At 42.6% G+C, this 19227-nt stretch carries 9 protein-coding genes; 2 read left to right on the forward strand and 7 right to left on the reverse strand.

The features are described from left to right. Window positions 1-11: 11 nt before the first annotated feature. From HRU80_09415 to groES, 4 genes are all read right to left on the reverse strand, one after another. Window positions 12-4118, reverse strand: coding sequence for an AAA family ATPase (locus HRU80_09415; GenBank protein QOJ29089.1), 4107 nt, complete (start codon window positions 4116-4118; stop codon window positions 12-14). A gap of 84 nt (window positions 4119-4202) precedes the next feature. Continuing rightward, window positions 4203-5492 carry an HlyC/CorC family transporter gene (locus HRU80_09420; protein ID QOJ29090.1) on the reverse strand — a complete coding sequence of 430 codons (1290 nt, stop codon included), beginning with the start codon at window positions 5490-5492 and terminating at the stop codon, window positions 4203-4205. 90 nt (window positions 5493-5582) lie between these two features. After that, window positions 5583-7223 (reverse strand): chaperonin GroEL, encoded by a 1641-nt coding sequence (groL, locus tag HRU80_09425; GenBank protein QOJ29091.1) that lies wholly within the window; start codon window positions 7221-7223, stop codon window positions 5583-5585. A gap of 27 nt (window positions 7224-7250) precedes the next feature. After that, window positions 7251-7547: a co-chaperone GroES gene (groES, locus tag HRU80_09430; protein ID QOJ29092.1), complete on the reverse strand. Its 297-nt coding sequence runs from the start codon at window positions 7545-7547 to the stop codon at window positions 7251-7253. A 426-nt stretch (window positions 7548-7973) separates the two neighbouring features. Here groES and HRU80_09435 point away from each other — a divergent pair, with 426 nt between their 5' ends. Next, window positions 7974-9686: a L,D-transpeptidase family protein gene (locus HRU80_09435; protein QOJ29093.1), complete on the forward strand. Its 1713-nt coding sequence runs from the start codon at window positions 7974-7976 to the stop codon at window positions 9684-9686. Here HRU80_09435 and HRU80_09440 read toward each other — a convergent pair. The 3 genes from HRU80_09440 to HRU80_09450 are packed head-to-tail and all read right to left on the reverse strand — an operon-like array spanning window position 9677 to window position 11930. Next, a complete protein-coding gene (locus HRU80_09440) occupies window positions 9677-10828 on the reverse strand; it encodes a HAMP domain-containing histidine kinase (GenBank protein QOJ29094.1) in 1152 nt (383 codons plus the stop codon). The two genes, HRU80_09435 and HRU80_09440, sit on opposite strands and share 10 nt — an antisense overlap. Further along, window positions 10825-11274 (reverse strand): hypothetical protein, encoded by a 450-nt coding sequence (locus HRU80_09445; GenBank protein QOJ29095.1) that lies wholly within the window; start codon window positions 11272-11274, stop codon window positions 10825-10827. Before HRU80_09445 ends, HRU80_09440 begins: the two co-directional genes overlap by 4 nt. After that, window positions 11271-11930, reverse strand: a complete 660-nt coding sequence (locus HRU80_09450; GenBank protein ID QOJ29096.1) for a cobalamin B12-binding domain-containing protein — start codon at window positions 11928-11930, stop codon at window positions 11271-11273. Before HRU80_09450 ends, HRU80_09445 begins: the two co-directional genes overlap by 4 nt. An 826-nt stretch (window positions 11931-12756) precedes the next feature. Between HRU80_09450 and HRU80_09455 the strand changes: the two genes are divergently transcribed. After that, window positions 12757-19227, forward strand: coding sequence for a PAS domain S-box protein (locus HRU80_09455; GenBank protein ID QOJ29097.1), 6471 nt, complete (start codon window positions 12757-12759; stop codon window positions 19225-19227).

The raw sequence follows: 19227 nt of genomic DNA on the forward strand, positions 1-19227 counted from the left end.
CGGCAGAAATTTTATCCCTCTATAACCCTTACATCTTCAGATGTAATGGTTATGAGGTCCTGATCGGTAAGGTTAGACACGGTAAGAATCCGTTCCTCCTGATTGCTTATCGCTTTATAGAGAACATTCCTGACGGTTCGCGCGTTGCCAAAGTTCTTATCCCTTGCGTTATACAGCATAGTGAAATAAACCAGCAGAGAGCGGGAGGCTCCTTCATCAAGTTTATATCCGCTCTTAACGGCGATGGAGGTTGCAATATTCAGCATTTGTTTTGGATCGTAATCTTCAAACTCGAAGAAATTAGTGAAACGGCTTCTCATGCCGGGATTGGCATCCAGGAACTCCTGCATTTCATTTGTGTATCCAGCAACAATGACAACCAGCGAATCCTTAAAATCTTCCATTCTCTTCAGGAGTGTATCAATTGCTTCCTGACCAAAGTCATTTCCGCCGCGGGCCAGGGTATAGGCTTCATCAATGAAGAGTGTGCCTCCAAGGGCTTTCTGAATTACTTCTTCGGTTTTTGCTGATGTCTGGCCCTGATAACCGGCAACTAACGCGGCCCGGTCAACTTCCACAAGATGCCCTTTCTCAAGAAGCCCCATTTCCTTATATACCTTGCTGAGAAGACGTGCTACAGTAGTTTTACCGGTGCCCGGATTACCAAGAAATGCCGCATGCAGATTTTTCCGTAATACGGTAAGTCCGCGGGCCTCCCGCATTTTTGCGACTTTAAGGCCTGAAATAAGTTTGTCAACTGATTTCTTAACGGAGTCTAGGCCGGTCAGTTCATTCAGTTCCGCGAGATGTTTTTCCAGCAGTTCTTTATTGCCTTCTACAGCAACAACTTTTTTCTCTTCGGGTTTGTTTTTACCTATACCTGATATATCTGCCGGAAGAACAACGCTGGTATTTTCAGGTGTGCGCTCATCCTTTGGTATATCTGCAACTCTGAGCAAATGATTTCTTGCTGTAGAATCAACCAGATTTCTTACCAGCCGTGCATTACCGAAATTTTTATCACGCTGGCGGTAGAGTTCATTAAAATGAATCTTAACGGCTTCTTCAGCTTCCGGACTCATGGTGAGCCCCTTGCTCTTAAAAATGCTGCGGGCTATTTCCATAAGTTCATCAGGAGCATAATCCTCAAAGAGAATCTGCTTGGTAAATCTTGACTGCAGTCCGGGATTGCTGTCCAGGAACTTTCGCATATCATCGGTATATCCGGCTGCAATACAGATAAACTTGCCTCTGTCATCTTCCATTCTTTTGAGCAGAGTATCAATTGCTTCTTTGCCAAAATCATTTTCGCCGCCTTTAACCAGTGTATATGCCTCATCTATAAAAAGTGTTCCTCCCATAGACTGGTTAATAAGTTCAGTAGTTTTTTCTGCGGTTTTACCTACGTAGGAAGCTACAAGCTGCTGTCGGTCTGCTTCAATGAGATGCCCTTTAGGGAGAAGACCCAACGCCGAGAATATCTGGCTCACGATTCTTGCAACGGTGGTTTTACCGGTACCAGGATTTCCGAGGAAGAGAATGTGATCGGCAAATCTGCTTTGTATACTTTCTCCCTGCTCCACATAATAGCGCGCAAGTTTTACCAGCTCATTAATCTCTTTCTTCACAGTGGGGAGCCCTGTAAGTCCGTTAAGCTGCGCAAGGTATTTAGTGAGATTTTCCTCATCAACTCCTGCCTTCACTTCTGTTTTAGCAGTGTGTTTCAGGATTTCAGCAATATCTTCCTCTTTGATGGTAGTCAGCGCGCTCTTATCTCTCAGCTTTTCAGGGAGTTTTAAGTACCGTTTACTGAGTGCCATTTTAGCGTCATTAAAGCTGTTCCGCACAAGACGTGCGTTACCAAAAGTTTTATCCCGTTTTCTGTAGAGATTGGTAAAATGTTTTTTCAAAAGATCAACGGCGCCCAGTTCAACCGAATATTCTTCTTTTTCAGCCATGATCTTAAATATTTCGATCAGTTCGTCCGGATTGTAATCTTCAAAATCAAAGAAATGAGTGAACCGGGATTTCATTCCGGGGTTTGATGAAAGGAAGTCATTCATTTCATCCGGATAACCGGCTGCAATTACCGCAAACTGGCCGGCTTTGTCTTCCATCTTTTTCAGGAGTGTATCAATTGCCTCCTGGCCGAAATCCTGTCCGCTGCCTCCTTTTTTGACGAGTGTATATGCTTCGTCAATAAAGAGCAGCCCGCCCATTGAGTCTTCAATAATTTTTTCTGTTTTCTGTGCTGTTTCACCTATATACTGACCAACCAGTGCACCACGGTCTACTTCAATTATGTGTCCTTTTTCAAGAATGCCCATCGCCTTAAAGATTTTGCCAAGCACTCTTGCAATTGTTGTTTTACCGGTTCCGGGGTTACCGAGGAATACCGAGTTGACAGATAAATTACCTGCAGTTTTAAGTCCGGATTTTTTTCTCTCCCTGATAAATTCAAGATAGTCAACAAAGTCACGCATTGACTGCTTAACGGATTTTAAACCGGTAAAGCTGTCCAACTGAGCAAGCAGATCAACCAGTGATTCTTCGCCTTCCGGAACGGCAGGGGAGTCTTTTGGCTTTTCACCGGTCTTATGAACCGAGGCTTTCTTAGCAAGTTCTGCCTCAATCTGGTTAACGTCTATTTCTTCCGTATTTGGTATATCACTGATACCAACAAGGAACCAGCGCTCACATACTTTCTGATCATGAAGATATATCTCGACACGTGCCTGACCTCTCTGCCAGTATCCGGGGGAATCTGTTCCCCAGCTCTCAACAAAGACGATATTTTTCCATTCTCTGTCAACTGCTACTTCAAAGTCATGATGTCCTGCTTCTTCATTGCCCATGTACCAGACCGCGGTGCCGTTTAGCACAGCGTCTTTTACATTATAATAGGGGTTCAGGATAATCACTTCAACGCCTATATATTGAGCACGGTTTTCCGCGAACTGAAGCATATAAATACGCTCACCGGTTTGCAGATCTCTGCTCATATCAAACATTTTAGCATAAAGGGCAGTGACAATTGCCGAGTCACCCCGTTCGAAATCTGTACGTTTCTTTAGAGTAAGAATAGAACTTTTGCCTGAGCGCATATCCTGAGCAGATGCAGCGGGCGCTGAATCATTGTCAAGTTTTCTCAGATCAATGATCTTAAGGTTGCGGTGCTCTTCACGAACGGTCTTGAAATCATCCTTTGTCTCCTCTGAAAGACTAAGTGATTTCACATTATCACTTTTCGGAGCCGCTGGTTCTGTTTCGGTAGTCTCCTTAGCAGCCTGGCGGTTTTCGAGGTTAAGCAGTTTGTTATATATTGCCGTGAATTTTTCCTCTCCCTCAAATTCATCCTTATAACTTTGTGCTTTAAGGATTGCAGGCCGGAGCTGGAAGAGGGCAATCATAGTTTCCAGTTCGAGCAGTTTTGCTTTTTTATGGATGGTGACCAGTGACTGATCCTGCAGAATCTTCCTGATTGCCCAGCCGCAGTACCAGTACTCTTTCATCTTAAAAGCTTCCAGAGCTTCATCCATGAGCTGCGTATCAGGACCTTCATTTTCCTTTTTTACCAGTTTATTCAGGAAAGTAGTCCTCTGAGGCTGGGCGGCAGCGCCGCCGTTAGCTGCATTTCTGAACCACTCACGCAGCTTAGGGTAAAACTTATTATTCCCTTTATCCTCTTTTATCGCTAATTCAAATTCTTCAAGTGCCTCAGGATATTTACCCATACCCGCAAGGGCCTTCGCTTTGAGGTGATGAGCCCAGGCCAGCGGCTGAGCCCCCTTTGCAATTACCACATCCAGATCAGCAATAGCGCCCTGAAATATCCCGATACGCATTAAAATAAAACCGCGGTATAACCGGGTCTGCGGATATTCGCCGCCAAGATTAACCGCGATGTCAGCGTTTTCAAGAGCCAGATTTGGCTCGTTATTTTCGAGGTGTGCCCAGGCAAGGCAGATAGCTGCACGAAAATCTCCCGGGCGGGCATCAAAAACTCTCTGCGCTGTCTGCAGAGCGATTCTGAACCTGCCTTCAGTGAGATGCTCGAAGGACTCTTTCAGGAGTTCTTCGGTCTCTTCGCTTGTCAGCATCCTGGTGCGGTCTTGCATCTTAAATTTTCAGCAAATTCGGTTAATCATTGTTTTAATTTACTAAAAAAGCAATTTATTTCAGTCTATTAAGTGGAAAAGCCGTCAGGATTCGGCCTTTGCACTCATAATAACTTTATCAATTCTTGGCCCGTCACGGTCAGCTATTTCAAAATGGTAACCGTCTATTAGAATTTTTTCCCCGACTTCAGGGATTCTTCCGGTGAGATTAAGAATCAGTCCTGCTATTGTTGAATATTCAGCGGAAAGGGGGAGTTTGATCCCCAGGGCATCATTAACTTCTTCAACGCGGAGATCACCGGATAAAAACACCGATCCGTCATCCCGTTTCTTTATGCGGTCGCTTTCTGCCTCATCAAACTCAGGAAATGCCCCAAGAATACTTTCAATGAGATCATGCAGTGTGGTTACCCCCTGCAGATTGCCATATTCGTCAATTACTACTCCGAAATGAATTTTCGAACTCTTGAAGATATCCAGCGCTTTAATTGCAGGAGTCTGTTTCAGGAAATATGCAGGTTCGGTAAGAATCTGTTTGTTCAGCTTTTCCGAGGTAGAGTGAAGCAGCTCTTCGTAAAAATCTTTTACTTCAAGTATGCCTATGATATTATCTTCCCGTCCATCATAAACCGGGTAGCGGGAATAGCCGTGAGTTCTGATAATGGCTTTGATAGATTCGACTGAATCATCCGCATTAAGCGAGACAATTTTATTCTTGTGAGTCATGGTCACAAAAACACTTTTATCACCAAAAGCAAAAACCTGATTGAGTATTTCAGACTCTCTTTTGTCAAGAGAGCCGGAAGTCATGCCCTGTTGTATATAGAACTTCAGTTCTTCCTCAGTCACCGGTTTTTCTTCATTCATATCAACCTTGAACAGTTTCAGAACAGAGGAGGTTGATTTACTGAATATCCAGACAAAAGGAAGTGAAAACTTCAGAATCAGTTTCATAAAAGGTGAAAGAATCGCGGCAATCTTTTCTGGATTCTTAAATGCGATTGCTTTCGGAATAAGTTCGCCGATTACAACAGAAAAATAAGTCAGAAGGCTTACAACAACCAGATAGGAAACTTCCTCAGCGTATTTACCAATGAGTTCAAAACCGGCGAAAAAGGGGATAAGGTCATCAGCTATGGATACACCACCCACTACGCCCGCGACAATACCGATAAGTGTAATACCGATTTGAACAGTAGAGAGAAATTTTTCCGGTTCCTGCAGAAGATCAAGCGCATCAGAAGCACCTTTGCTCCCTTTATTCTTCATTTGCAGGAGATTAAGCTTTGTGGAAGATACAATGGCAATTTCTGCCATGGCAAATATTCCGTTCAGCAAAAGAAGGAAAAAAGCGGCTAAAAGTTCAGTTGACATAAATATGGTTTAATGACATCTTTAAATATATAAAAAAAGGCAGTCCCGCCTGCGGGACTGCCTTTAGAACTCAGATGGAGGATACTAATTTTAGTACATTCCGTCCATGCCGCCGCCCATGCCCTGAGGCATAGCAGGCATAGCAGGCTCTTTCTCTTTCTTCTCATAGACAACTGCTTCAGTTGTGATGAGGAGTGCAGATACTGAAGCTGCATTTTCAAGTGCGGTTCTGGTAACCTTAGTCGGGTCAATTACGCCTGACTTAAAGAGATTTTCATATTTCTCGTTAGCAGCATTGAATCCAAAGTCACCTTTGCCTTCTTTTACCTTCTGGAGGATAACTGAACCTTCAAGTCCGGCATTATTAACGATCTGTCTCAGCGGCTCTTCGAGAGCTTTTTTGATGATCTGGATACCGGTTGTCTGGTCTTCGTTTTCACCTTTGAGGGTCTCAAGAACTTCAATGGTACGGATATAAGCCACACCGCCGCCCGGAACAATACCTTCCTGAACTGCAGCTCTTGTTGCATGCAGAGCATCTTCAACACGGGCTTTCTTTTCCTTCATTTCAACTTCGGTTGATGCACCAATTTTTATTACTGCAACACCGCCGCTAAGTTTAGCGAGTCTTTCCTGGAGTTTTTCTTTGTCATAATCAGAAGTGGTTTTTTCAATCTGAGCTTTGATCTCAGCAATTCTCTTCTTGATTTCATCTGATGAACCGGCACCTTCAACGATGGTGGTGTTATCTTTATCAATAACAACTTTCTTTGCAGTACCGAGGTAGGAAACGGTTGCATTCTCCAGTTTGAAGCCTCTCTCTTCAGAAATAACAGTACCGTTTGTGAGAACTGCGATATCTTCGAGCATTGCTTTTCTTCTGTCGCCAAAGCCAGGAGCTTTAACAGCAGCTATTTTGAGGGTTCCTCTAAGTTTGTTAACAACCAGAGTTGCAAGAGCTTCACCTTCAACTTCTTCAGCGATGATAAGAAGTGAACGGCCCTGCTGAACAACTTTCTCCAGAACCGGGAGAAGGTCTTTCATTGCAGAGATTTTCTTATCGTGAATCAGGATGAAAGGATCTTCGAGAACTGCTTCCATGGTCTGGGTGTCAGTTACGAAGTAAGGGGAGAGGTAGCCGCGGTCGAACTGCATACCTTCAACCACATCAAGCGCGGTTTCAGTACCTTTGTTTTCTTCAACGGTGATAACGCCATCTTTGCCGACTTTATCCATTGCATCAGAAATGAGCTGACCGATTGAGTGGTCGTTGTTAGCGGAGATTGAACCAACCTGAGTGATTTCTTCTTTGCCGCTGATTTCTTTGCTCATTTTCTTCAGGTTTTCGATAACCTTTGAAACTGCCAGATCAATACCTCTTTTGAGGTCCATCGGGTTAGCGCCTGCTGTTACGTTCTTGAGGCCTTCTCTGTAGATTGCCTGAGCAAGAACGGTAGCGGTGGTGGTACCGTCACCTGCAACATCACTGGTCTTGGAAGCAACTTCGCGGACCATCTGAGCGCCCATATTTTCTACGGGATCTTCCAGTTCAATTTCTTTTGCTACTGATACACCGTCTTTGGTAACGGTCGGAGCGCCGAATTTCTTTTCGAGGATTACGTTTCTGCCTTTGGGGCCGAGGGTTACTTTTACTGCATTAGCGAGCTTATCCACACCTTTTTTCAGGCCTGAACGGGCATCGCTGTCAAATTCGATTAATTTTGAAGCCATTGTTATTTCTCCAGTTTAGTTTAATAATTACTTTATAATTGCAAAAATGTCTGACTCGCGCATCATCAGGTATTCTTCACCATCAACTGATACTTCGGTTCCGCTGTATTTGCCGTAAAGAACCTTATCACCAACTTTTACAGTCAGAGGAAGGGTTTTACCATCTTCGGTAACTTTGCCGGTACCGACTGCAACAACGGTGCCTTCGATTGGCTTTTCTTTTGCGGTGTCAGGAAGATAGAGACCACTCTTGGTCTTCTCTTCAGCTTCTTTTGCCTTTACTACGACTCTGTCATGCAGAGGCTGGATATTGAGTTTGCTCATGTTTTTCTCCATTAGTTTATTTTTTGTAAAATTATTAGCACTCAAAAAAGACGAGTGCTAATATAGGGGGTTTTGACCAATTTGTCAAGATTTTTCGATATTAAGATTCTGTTATGAAGGTTAAAACCAGTCTCCGAAGGGGATAAAACCGATTCCTGATCCGGAGCAGATGAATCCCATACGTTCTGCCGATGATGATGGTCACATACCGTCCGATTTCCTGAAAGGAAATGAGGGAAGTTTGCTAAATTGTCAGGGAGGTTTATGATGAATTTGCGGCTTTATTGTCAGTTTTTAGTCAGGAAAAAGGGGTTTTTTATCCTTTTCCTGAGCGTTTTTTCGTTTTTCTTATACTCCTGCGAAGAAACCCCTCCGGAGCGTATCCCAACTTTAAATGAGAGAATGGGATATGACAAGGATATCTTTATGCTTCAGATCGAATCATGCCTTAACCAGGAGCAGAGCAATATCTTTCACGATTCAGTAACCGCGGCTGAAAGGGATTCGATAATCAGTTTTTACCGCTCCCGGCATTTTACTCCGGCTCTCCTTTTTAGTTTCGAAGATACCTCACTCTTTAACTTTCTGCTAACCTCCCTTAAAGGGGCAGGCAGCCACGGATTAAAACCGGAAGAATATAACACCTTAAAGATTTCCGCTTTTTTTGAAAATGCTTTTAGCAGGGATAGTCTGCCCCCCGATGAAAGGCATAAGTTTCTGGCGCTTGCAGAACTTTCCATGGCATCTGGTCTGGCAAAGTATGTATCGCATCTCCGTTACGGAAGGCTGAATCCAAAAAATATATTTGACAGCGATTATGCAATTCCGGTTATTGACAGTGCTGACCGGGTTTTTCTGGAACCGCTGCAATCTGACAATATCAAAGAGCTGCTTCAGCAAACCGAATTCAGAGACGAGCGATACAATAGTCTCAGGATGGCAGTACCATATTATGCAGAGTTAAAAACGCATGAATGGAAGAAGATACCTTACTTCAGCAGGAAAATGAAAGCGGGGGACAGAGATTCAGATTTTCCGCTTATTGCAGAGCGGCTGAATCAGCTTGATTTTTTTGATACAACCGGCATTGATATACGCAGTCAGGTGATTTATGATTCGAATCTGGTTAAGGCACTTACGCAGTTTCAGGAGGAACGTGGACTTGTGCCTGACGGAATTCCCGGCAAATCAACCATTGACTGGCTCAATGTTACGCCTGATGAATATCTGCAGAAGATATATCTTTCACTTGAACGTTACCGCTGGACAACCTATACTGACAGCTCAGACTATCTTCTGGTAAATATACCCGCATTTACGGTATATATGCATGAGGGGGGAACAGTATCAGGGGAGATAAAAGTCTGCACCGGAAAAAAGCGTTCAAAATATTATCAGGATCAGCTGGACCGTTATAAAAAGACGCTGAAGTTAAAACACAAACCGGAAGACTGGGAGACTCCGCAGCTTTATGCAGAAATCTCTCATGTGGTGCTGAACCCCACCTGGACGGTTCCACCCAGTATCATCCGTGAAGAACTCTACAGTGAATACAGGAAAGATACTACCTATCTGGTGAGAAAAAAATTCAAAGTGTACCGTGATAATGAGGAGATGGATATATCACAAATTGATCTTCGCAATTATGATCCGGAGAACATACCCTACAGCTTTGTGCAAAGTCCTGATCCGTTTAACGCGCTTGGTAAACTTAAGTTCATCTTTCAGAACAGGTTTGGCGTTTATCTGCATGATACCCCAACCCGCGCGCCGTTTGGATACGCAAACCGGGCGGTCAGTCATGGATGCGTAAGAGTTGAAAAGCCTTATATGCTTGCAGAATATTTATTGCGGAATCACTCAAAGTGGAATCTGGATTATGTGAAGATTGAAACGGGAGTGAAGGTCGCGGATAAAGATATTGTAAAGGAATATTATCAGAACCGTAAACAGCTGAGGCAGGTTGATAATAAGGAAAAGACAACTACTGTCAAACTTGACAAAAAGGTAATCCTGTTTATTGATTACTATACTGCGTGGGTTGATCAGAATGGAAAGGTGCAGTTCAGGGAGGATGTATATAATAAAGATTTAATTCTGAGCGGCGCGCTGTTTAACCCAGCAGGCGTTCAATCCTGAGCGAGAGGAATATCAAACGAGAAGCTGCTTCCTTTACCCTCCTCGCTTACTAACACAAGTTTTCCACCGTTTTTTTCAATAAACTCTTTGCATAGAAGCAGGCCCAGTCCGGTGCTTGCTTCTCCTTCGGTACCTTCTGTTCTGAACTTTGCGTCTATTCTGAAGATTTTTTCCTGATTTTCAGGTGAAATACCAACACCAGAGTCAGTAACAGTTATTAGTGCTTTGTTATCAGCCCTTTTGGCGGAAATGAAGATACTTCCTTTCCGGTTTGTAAATTTAATCGCATTAGAAATCAGATTACGGAGAACCGTCTGTATCATATTCATATCAGCAACCGCTGATAAACCTTTTTCAACTTCATGCCTGATGGTGATTTCCTTAAACAGCGCCACTGAAACAAACTGATGTAAAACCGCATTGATCAGCTCTTCAACTGATATTCTTGCTGAGTTTTGCACGATAGTATTCCGCTGTATCTGTGTCCATTGCAGAAGATCTTCGAGAAGTGAATAGAGACTACGTGCAGTTTTGTTGAGTGAAGCCGAATATCTTCTGAAATCCTTTTCCGTGAAAGAACTCTCTTCATCCGCGAGCATTTCTGTAAGTCCCATAAATCCCTGGAAAGGTGAGCGGAGGTCATGCGCAATAATGGAAAAGAACTTATCCTTTGTGTTATTCAGGGTTATAAGTTCTTTGTTGGCTTCTTCAAGTTTTTTCAGGGCAATTTCGAGAGCGATTTTTTCATCAATTACTTTACGCTGAAGATCCGAAATTTCCTGATTAAGGGAAAACATTACAGCATTCTGATTAATCATCTGCTCTACGTCAACTCCGCCTGCAACAAGTATTTCATTATCTTTCTTATAGACTTTTGCAAGAAGTGATGTATTTAACCTGGAATCCGAAAGAAAGGTTATATATCCCTGAAATATAACACCCTCCAAAGAGGGCGAACTGACAAGGGTTGTGAAATCCGGATTCAGAAATGAGGCTGTTCCTTTATTACCAACCAGTCCCTCCATAAAACAATTGGCATACTTTAGTTCCCCGTCAAGAGAAAACCATCCAAGAGCTATAGAGTTGCTGCAGTGAAGATGATCTTTCAGCTGCTCACTCCAGAAGGGCAGGAAGGTATTCATTCTTCTTCAGGATATTCAGTTACATAAGCATCCATCTGAGCTAGCCGGGCTTCAATCCACTGATAGAATGGAAGTATTTCTTTGACAGCATTGCTGCTAAGTTCTGCCTGAAGAATGGTTATCCAGCTGCTTATCTGTGCCGGCCAGTAGCTGATACTAAAACCATGGCTTTTATATGTGCGGAGTACCCACAGGATTGTTTCGACCAGTATCCGGGGATTAAAATTCTTCATGATGGCAGTCATGAACCTGACATGATTAGTGTGGTTGCTAAACATCATCTGCAGGTTATCCTTGCCGATGAGTGTATATAGATCCGGTCTGCTTTGCATATGATTGTTTATTAAAACAATCAGGATATCGGATTTTTTTTCATATTCGGCAAGAGCTTCTGCAGAAATCGGTTTGAGGGATTCTGCTCCGGTAATAAAATCATTCCTTGTCATACTGTTTCAAGTTCATAAGACTGAATAAATTCTTCGAGAGTGTTAAGGTCGGGCAGATAGGTCACATTACTGAACTGCTTTAGCATTTCCTCTCCGCCGTGAAGGAAACCTTGCCCGCCGGCAAGAATTGGTATATCCTCGAGTTCTTGCCGGAAGGCAGTCAGCATATTTTCAAGTATATTAAGATGGGAATAAATGCTGAACGATACGGCTATAATATCCGGCTTTATGGATTTTGCAAGAGATACCACACTTGCAGCAGGAGTATTTGCTCCGAGGAAATAGGTTTCCCATCCGTTTTTTTCAAAGATATCACGAACCATTTTAATGCCGACCTGATGGAATTCATTTTCAAGGCAGGCTAGCACAGCGGTTCTTCCTGTTTTTTTCGTGCTTTTAATTTCGTTATAAAGTGAGTTCAAAATAGTTTCGGTAATAGCTGTTGCCAGATGCTCGGTGGCTACACTGATCTGGTTTTTTTCCCACATACGTCCGATTTTATAGAGAGCGGGTTTAAAGACGGATTCATACAACTCTTTTATGCTGAGCCCTTCAGCGAGAAACAGTTCGGAAATTCGGAAACACTCATCCTTTTTCCCTTTCAGGAGCGCATCAAAGAACTCATTAAAAAGATCTTTATTTATCTGGTGACTCATAATGTTACTTTTTTCGGGATTGTCCTGGACGAATCTGTCCGGCAGGGTGGGTAAAATATCGTTTCGAATTACTAAGTGAAACCGTCCGGGTTATCGGAGTGGTCCCTGAGTGAAAATTAGATTTACAAAGCTGCAGATGATTCACCGAACACCCCGGAGAAGATGCGACCATTGAAAAAGTTATCTTCCTGACAACGAAGCGCCGCTCTGAATGAGACAGTCTGCCTCGGCATCAATGAATTCATACCACTGTTCATTTGTGCAATTTTTTTAGCAATTGAATATAATCAATTATTCCGTAAAGAAAATATTTAAATAGTCCTGATCTCAGGATTTTGGACGAAGGAATCGGATAAGTTACCCTTGTGGAGTTGCACAAAATGCCGCCGGTTCTTATTGGCGTGCTTGGAATCCCAGAATTAGCGTCCTTTTACTTTGCCGTATTTAATAATATTTCACCGATTTCTACTTATCAGGAATCCTGACAGTACCCTGGTAAAGAATTCCGGAAAAACCGGGAGAATAAGCTCAGAACCTCCGGAATTATAGCTCAAAAACTGTTAAAATGGGGGTATTTTAAGAAGACCAAGGATTAAGATTTTTCCGGTAAAGTAAAAACTGGTACGAAATATGTATATTTCAGCATAATATAATTCCCTTTAAGCCCAGGAAGCGGGGAAGTATAATAGCGTTTTATACATGCTTCTGATGGTGTCTTATAGAGTGAACTGAGCCTCCGGGCTGCTAACTTTATTTGTGCTATTCAGATGTACGTAGTTATAAACGCGTGTGGTCAGGTTTCTCTCATGCTTAGCTAATGTACATCATGAAAAGATCGCTTAAAGTCAAAATATTTCTGTTCACAGCCATTCCGGTTCTCCTGCTCCTGGGCATACATCAGGCTGTTCTGATCTCTGATCAGAAAAAACAGCTTATTGAGAGAACTGACAGGTTAATGTCTCATGAATCACACTCGTTGTCTGAAATTGTTGAGGCACAGTTAGATTTTATCAGGGTGGTTGGCGATCTCGGGGCAGAATATGTGGAGTTTTCTGAGCGGGTTTCATTCGGGGAAGCTCTGCCTTATCTCGAGGCAAATATTGGGAAGGGGAAACTGCTAGTGGGGAGCCGGTTTGCGTTCGAACCTTTTTACAATAATGGGAGACCTTCTATGCCATCCGTTTCTATTGATAGGGATGGTACCATTTTTCGAGCTGATTTAGCACCAAAGTTGAATTATCTGGACAGTACAGAACGCTGGTATTCTGTACCAAAGAAAACTTTACAATCTTATTGGGAAGAACCATTTCGTGACAGGGAGACAGGTCTGCTGGTCTGCAGATATTCGGTCCCGATTTTGAAACAAGGGAAATTTCTCGGGGTCTCAACCGTTCAGTTTATTTTCGATGAACTTACCAGTAAGGTACTTGAATCGGGTTTTCCCACATTCCGCTTTTTTCTGCTCTCTGACAAAGGGAAGTTTGTTTTTCATTCAACAAAAAACAAATCAGGGTTAACGATTTTTGACAATAAAATGTCTCAGATGGATTCTATCGGCCGGATGGAATTAGCAGGAAAAATGCTCGGGGGAGGGACAGGTAAAATGGTAATTCCCTCGAATGATAATACCGGAAACCTATGGGTGTATTACAACACCATCCCGTTGAATAAATGGAGTATTGCCGTTGTTGTGGGTGAAGATGATGTTCTCGGTGAAGTTAATGATATTTTTGCAAAAGAGATCATTAAAGGTATCCTTTTATTACTCGGAATTCTACTCCTGACATTTATTATTGCCGGAAGTGTAACAAGACAATTGGCAGAAGTTACCCGTCAGGTAAATATTCTTACCGGGAGCAGGCACTTCAAGAAAATCACAACAAGTTCAAAGGATGAAATCGGGGTTTTGGTAAGTTCATTTAATGAACTGATACTGAACATTGATAACCGTGATCAGGAGATCAGGGAACTGAATCACCGATTTAAATACGCCTTTCAGGCCACAAATGACGGCATATTCGACTGGTTTATCAAGACTGGCAATCTCTATTTCAGCGACCGTTTTTATGTTATGCTCGGATATCAGCCGGGTGAATTTAAACCGACAGTAGAAAAATGGGCTCAGCTGAATCATCCCGAATACCGTCAGTTCTCGCTGCTGCAGGCTTACAGGGATCTTAAGAAAGAGGGAAGATACTCAAGGACATTAAAAATGGTCCGCAAAGATGGCAGCTTGATCTGGGTACATGCAAAAGGTGCGGCAGCTGAATTTGATGAAAAGGGTAATCCTACGCGCGTTGTTGGCACCATCTCTGATATTTCTAAACTCAGGGAATATGAAGATGAGGTTAGTAGCCTTAATAAATCTCTTGAAAGAAAAATTGCGGAAAGAACCGCTGAACTGAATGTTCATGTTAAAGCGCTTGATGCTTCAACAATGACTTCCACTACAAACCTCCAGGGGGATATTATCTATGTCAATGATAACCTTTGTCTTATTTCCGGATATTCACGTGAGGAACTGCTTGGCCGGAATCATCGTATCATTAACTCCGGCTATCACCCAACCGAATTCTGGGCTGAGGTTTGGAATACATTATTAGCTGGCAAAATCTGGCGCGGTGAGGTTCGGAATAAGGCAAAAAATGGAGAGTTTTTCTGGTGTGATACAGTCCTGGTGCCGATGCTTAATGAAAAGCAGGAGCCGGTGGAGTTTTATGCAATTAGAATTGATATTACTGAAAAGAAGAAACAGGAGGAGAATCAGGAAATATTCCGGATTCTGGTTAATTCCATCCCTGATATCGTAACTTTTAAGGATACAGCCGGAAGATATATATCGGTTAACAATTCGTTTACACAATTTAACGGATTTACGGAGGATCAGGTAAAAGGAAAACGCTCTGAAGAAATCTTTGATGAAGAAAAGGGAAGATTTTACTCAGATATGGATAAAAAGGCACTTGATTCTTCAGAGAATGTAGAGTCAGAGGAGTGGGTTGAAACTAAAACAGGGCAGATGCGGCTGCTGCATACGAATAAATTTGTGGTTAAGGGAAAGGATAATCAGATACTGGGTATTATGGGTATATCCCGTGACATAACCGATCAAAAGCTTGCCGAGCAAAAAATTATTGATCAGGAGGAGAAGAGCAGAACAATTCTCTCATCGGTCTATGACGGCATTATGGTTATTGATACTTCGGGACATATTATCAAAATTAATCCGGCAGCCCTGACCATCATCGGATATAATGAAGATGAGGTATTAGGCGGTCATGCACATGAAATTACTCATCATCATTATCCTGACGGCAGGCTGTTTCCTGCAATGGATTGCCCGATTGTAGACGTGGTTAAGTCCGGAAAATTTGTCCGCTCGGATTCTGATTATTTCTTCCGCAAGGATGGTTCGATGTTCCCGGTAGAGTTTTCAGCAGCGCCTATTATGCAGGAAGGTATGATAAGCGGTGCGGTGATTTCCTTTAGGGATATTACGGAAAGAAAGAAACTTCTTGCTGAGCGTAAAGCGGCCGAAGAAAATACTAAATCCATTCTCAAATCAGTTTATGACGGTATCTTCGGGACTAATGAAGACGGTTTAATTACCTTTATTAATCCCGGCGTGGAAAGAATTCTGGGCTTTAAAGCAGAAGAACTGATCGGACAATCATCGCACTCAGTATTCCATCATCATTACCTTGACGGCACGGAATATCCGGCAGAAAAGTGTGCAATCAGAAAAACACTGGATAAGGGGGTTGTATCCAGAGTGGACGATGAGGTATATTGGAAAAAAGACGGCACACCTGTTGCAGTTGAATATACGGTAACCCCGATATTTAAAGGTGATTTTGTAATTGGTTCAGTTGTCAGTTTTAGTGATATAACCCGCAGAAAAGAACTGGAAAATGAACTGAAGCGGACTCTGGTGCTTGCGGACAATGCACTTGAGCTTTCTAATTCAGGTTTCTGGGATGTGGCTCTTGATGGTTCACAGACAATTTGGGAGTCTCCTAAAGCCGTTATGATATACGGATTCGAAGTTAATGAAGATGGCAGATATCCGATAGCAGAACTTGACAAGGGAGTAAGGGCAACTGATGAGGAACATGCAGATGTGGTCTTCAAAGCTTTTCTCTCTGTTGCCAACGGCGAAACAGACAGTTTTGACCAGACTCATAAGTTTTTAAGGCCTGTTGACGGCAAAGTTGTCTGGATACGCGCAATCGGAAATATTCAGGCAGATGAGCATGGTGTAAAACATATATATGGTGTTGTTACGGATATCACCGATAGAAAAAACTATGAAGAACAGATAGCGCGGTCAAAAGCCGATACAGAAAGCATTCTCGATTCGATGATGATTCCGACCGCGGTTACCAGAATTAGCGATGACAAGGTAATGCGCATTAATAAAGCTGCTGAAGATTTTCATCTTGCCTCTGAAGAAGTGATCAGGGATTCCAAATCAATTGAATGGTACGCTAATCCTGATGACAGGTTTTCGCTTATTGAAGAGTTGAAACGAACCGGAAAGATTGTCAATAAAGAAATTCAGTTTAAGCGTCTCGGTAATAACGAAGTGAGGGATGTTTCAGTATCCTATCTTCCGATCATATACGGGGGTGAACAGTGCCTTGTCGGCTCGCTTCTTGATCTGACGGAATTAAAAAATATCCAAAGAGATCTGGTGCACGCCAAAGAGATGGCTGACCGTCTGGTGGATGCAATGCCCATACCAACTTCGGTAACCAGAGTTGAAGACGGAAAAATTATCCGCTCAAATATTGCAATGGCAGAGTTTCATGGATTGTCAATGGAGGAATTGAACTCTACAAGGGCAAGTGACTGGTATGATAACCCTGAAGACCATAAAGCCCTGGTTGAGAATCTGCGAAGGGATGGCTATGTAAGAGATTTTGAAGTTACATTCCAGAGATATAAAACACATGAAAGACGAAACGTGCTCCTGAGTTTTATTCCTCTTGAGTATAACGGAGAAGATTGTCTTGTCGGCTCAGTAATTGATATTACCGATCTGAAAAAAATCCAGGATGAACTGAAATCTGCAAAAGAAACGGCAGAATCAGCTACGCTGGTTAAGAGCCAGTTCCTGGCAACCATGTCTCATGAAATAAGAACTCCCATGAATGCCATTATAGGGCTTTCACATCTGATCATGAAGACACAACTTGACAAGCGTCAGAAAGATTATATTGCTAAAATAGACCGGTCGGCACAGTCTCTGCTTGGCATTATTAATGATATATTGGATTTCTCCAAGATTGAAGCCGGCAAACTTGTGATCGAAGAAATTGAATTTGATCTTGAGACAATGTTCGATACGGTTTCAAATCTGATCGCGCACAGAGCGCAGGAAAAAGGTCTGGAATTTTCTATCTATGTTGCCCCTGATGTGCCACACCATCTGAAAGGGGATCCGCTGCGTATCGGACAGATACTTACTAATTATTGCAGTAATGCCGTGAAGTTTACTGAGAAGGGTGATATAACCGTAAGGGTAAGACAGATAAGGAAAGTAGCAGATGCAATTAAACTGGAATTTGCAGTATCGGATACCGGTATCGGTATGAACGAGGAACAGCTTGCAAAAATGTTTACCGCATTTCAGCAGGCAGATTCATCAACCACAAGAAAATTCGGCGGAACAGGGCTCGGACTTGCCATTTCGAAACGGCTCTCTGAACTTATGGGAGGTGAAGCCTGGGTTGAAAGTGAACCAGGAAAGGGAAGTACTTTCTATTTTACAGTAATAGCCAGGCAGGCAACTGAAAAGAAAACCAAAGAATTCCGTCCTTCACCTGATCTGAGGGGCATTAAAGTTCTGGTTGTTGATGATAATGAAACCAGCAGAATGATTTTAAACGAAGCGCTTGTATCATTTTCCTTCAGAGTGAAGACGGTAGATTCAGGCATAAAAGCAATCCGTGAACTGGAAAGCGCATTGAGAGAACCATATCAACTGGTACTTATGGACTGGAAGATGCCTGATATGGATGGCCTTGAGACCTCACGGCTTATTCGAATGAACAGCGGTATTAAAACGCCAGCAATTATTATGGTCACTGCTTTCGGCAAGGAAGAAATTGCGCACAGAGCAAGTGAAATTGGCATTAACGGATTCCTTACAAAGCCGGTTAATCATTCCATCCTGTTTGATTCTATTATGCAGGTCTTTGGAAAGACCGGAGAGAGGATAGTGGAAACCGAACAAACAGGTACTGCTTATTCCGGTATTGAAGAAATAAAAGGGGCAAGAGTGCTGCTCACTGAGGATAACGAAATAAATCAGCAGGTTGCTACTGAACTCCTTGAGGCAGCAGGTATGAGAGTTGAGATAGCAAACAATGGCGCCGAAGCTGTAGAGAAGATTAAGAATTCCGGAGTTCCGGGTAAATATGATCTGGTTTTCATGGATCTTCAGATGCCTGTAATGGATGGATATACGGCTACCATTGAAATCCGTAAATTGAAAGAATACAGCGAACTTCCGATAGTTGCAATGACTGCTGATGCTATGTCCGGAGTAAAAGAAAAATGCATTATGCTTGGCATGAAAGGATTTATATCTAAGCCAATAAATCCTGATGAAGTTTACCAGGCTCTTGTTACGTGGATAAAGCCAGGCAAAAGAGTTTCTGATGCAGCCCCGGCTGAAAATAAACCTGCAGCTGAGGTTGAACTGCCGGCACTGCAATTTGTAAATATTGAAGAAGGGCTGAAGCGCGTTAATAATAATAAGAAACTGTATCTGAATCTTCTTACCAAATTCAGTGAGAGCCAAAACAATACAGTTGAGAACATTAAGTCAGCCATCAGGAACGGCGACATTGAACTCGCCATCAGACTTGCCCATACTCTTAAAGGAGTGGCAGGTAATCTTGGAGCAAAATCAGTCCAGGAAATCAGCGGCAGAGTGGAGTACACCCTGCGTGATAACAGATTAGATGAAACATTACCTTTGATTTATGAAATGCAATCTCAATTAGAACCGGCACTGACTGAAATAACTGAATGGCTTAATTCGATGAAAAAGACTCAACCAGCTGTCAGCGGTGAACTAGATAAGGTGCGTTTTACAAATCTGCTCAATGAACTTGCAGAACTGCTCAGACAGGATGATTTTGAGTCATATAAAAAAATTGATGAAATAGAAGCACTGCCGGGTGTTGCAGAATTCCACGGACAGCTTCAGGAAATCCAAAAGGATATAAAAAACTTCTCATTTGAAGAAGCTCTTCAAAAAGTGAATCAGGTTGTAAAGAAAATTTAA

The organism is Ignavibacteriales bacterium (assembly GCA_015709675.1).
Classification (GTDB): Bacteria; Bacteroidota; Ignavibacteria; order Ignavibacteriales; family Ignavibacteriaceae; genus H2-BAC3.

Excerpts from the sequence above, each read along its gene's own strand:
- HRU80_09450 (QOJ29096.1), bottom strand. The coding sequence starts at position 11,930 with ATGAGTCACCAGATAAATAAAGATCTTTTTAATGAGTTCTTTGATGCG.
- HRU80_09440 (QOJ29094.1), bottom strand. The coding sequence starts at position 10,828 with ATGAATACCTTCCTGCCCTTCTGGAGTGAGCAGCTGAAAGATCATCTT.
- HRU80_09445 (QOJ29095.1), bottom strand. The coding sequence starts at position 11,274 with ATGACAAGGAATGATTTTATTACCGGAGCAGAATCCCTCAAACCGATT.
- groES (QOJ29092.1), bottom strand. The coding sequence starts at position 7,547 with ATGAGCAAACTCAATATCCAGCCTCTGCATGACAGAGTCGTAGTAAAG.
- HRU80_09435 (QOJ29093.1), top strand. The coding sequence starts at position 7,974 with ATGCTTCAGATCGAATCATGCCTTAACCAGGAGCAGAGCAATATCTTT.
- HRU80_09415 (QOJ29089.1), bottom strand. The coding sequence starts at position 4,118 with ATGCAAGACCGCACCAGGATGCTGACAAGCGAAGAGACCGAAGAACTC.
- HRU80_09455 (QOJ29097.1), top strand. The coding sequence starts at position 12,757 with ATGAAAAGATCGCTTAAAGTCAAAATATTTCTGTTCACAGCCATTCCG.
- groL (QOJ29091.1), bottom strand. The coding sequence starts at position 7,223 with ATGGCTTCAAAATTAATCGAATTTGACAGCGATGCCCGTTCAGGCCTG.
- HRU80_09420 (QOJ29090.1), bottom strand. The coding sequence starts at position 5,492 with ATGTCAACTGAACTTTTAGCCGCTTTTTTCCTTCTTTTGCTGAACGGA.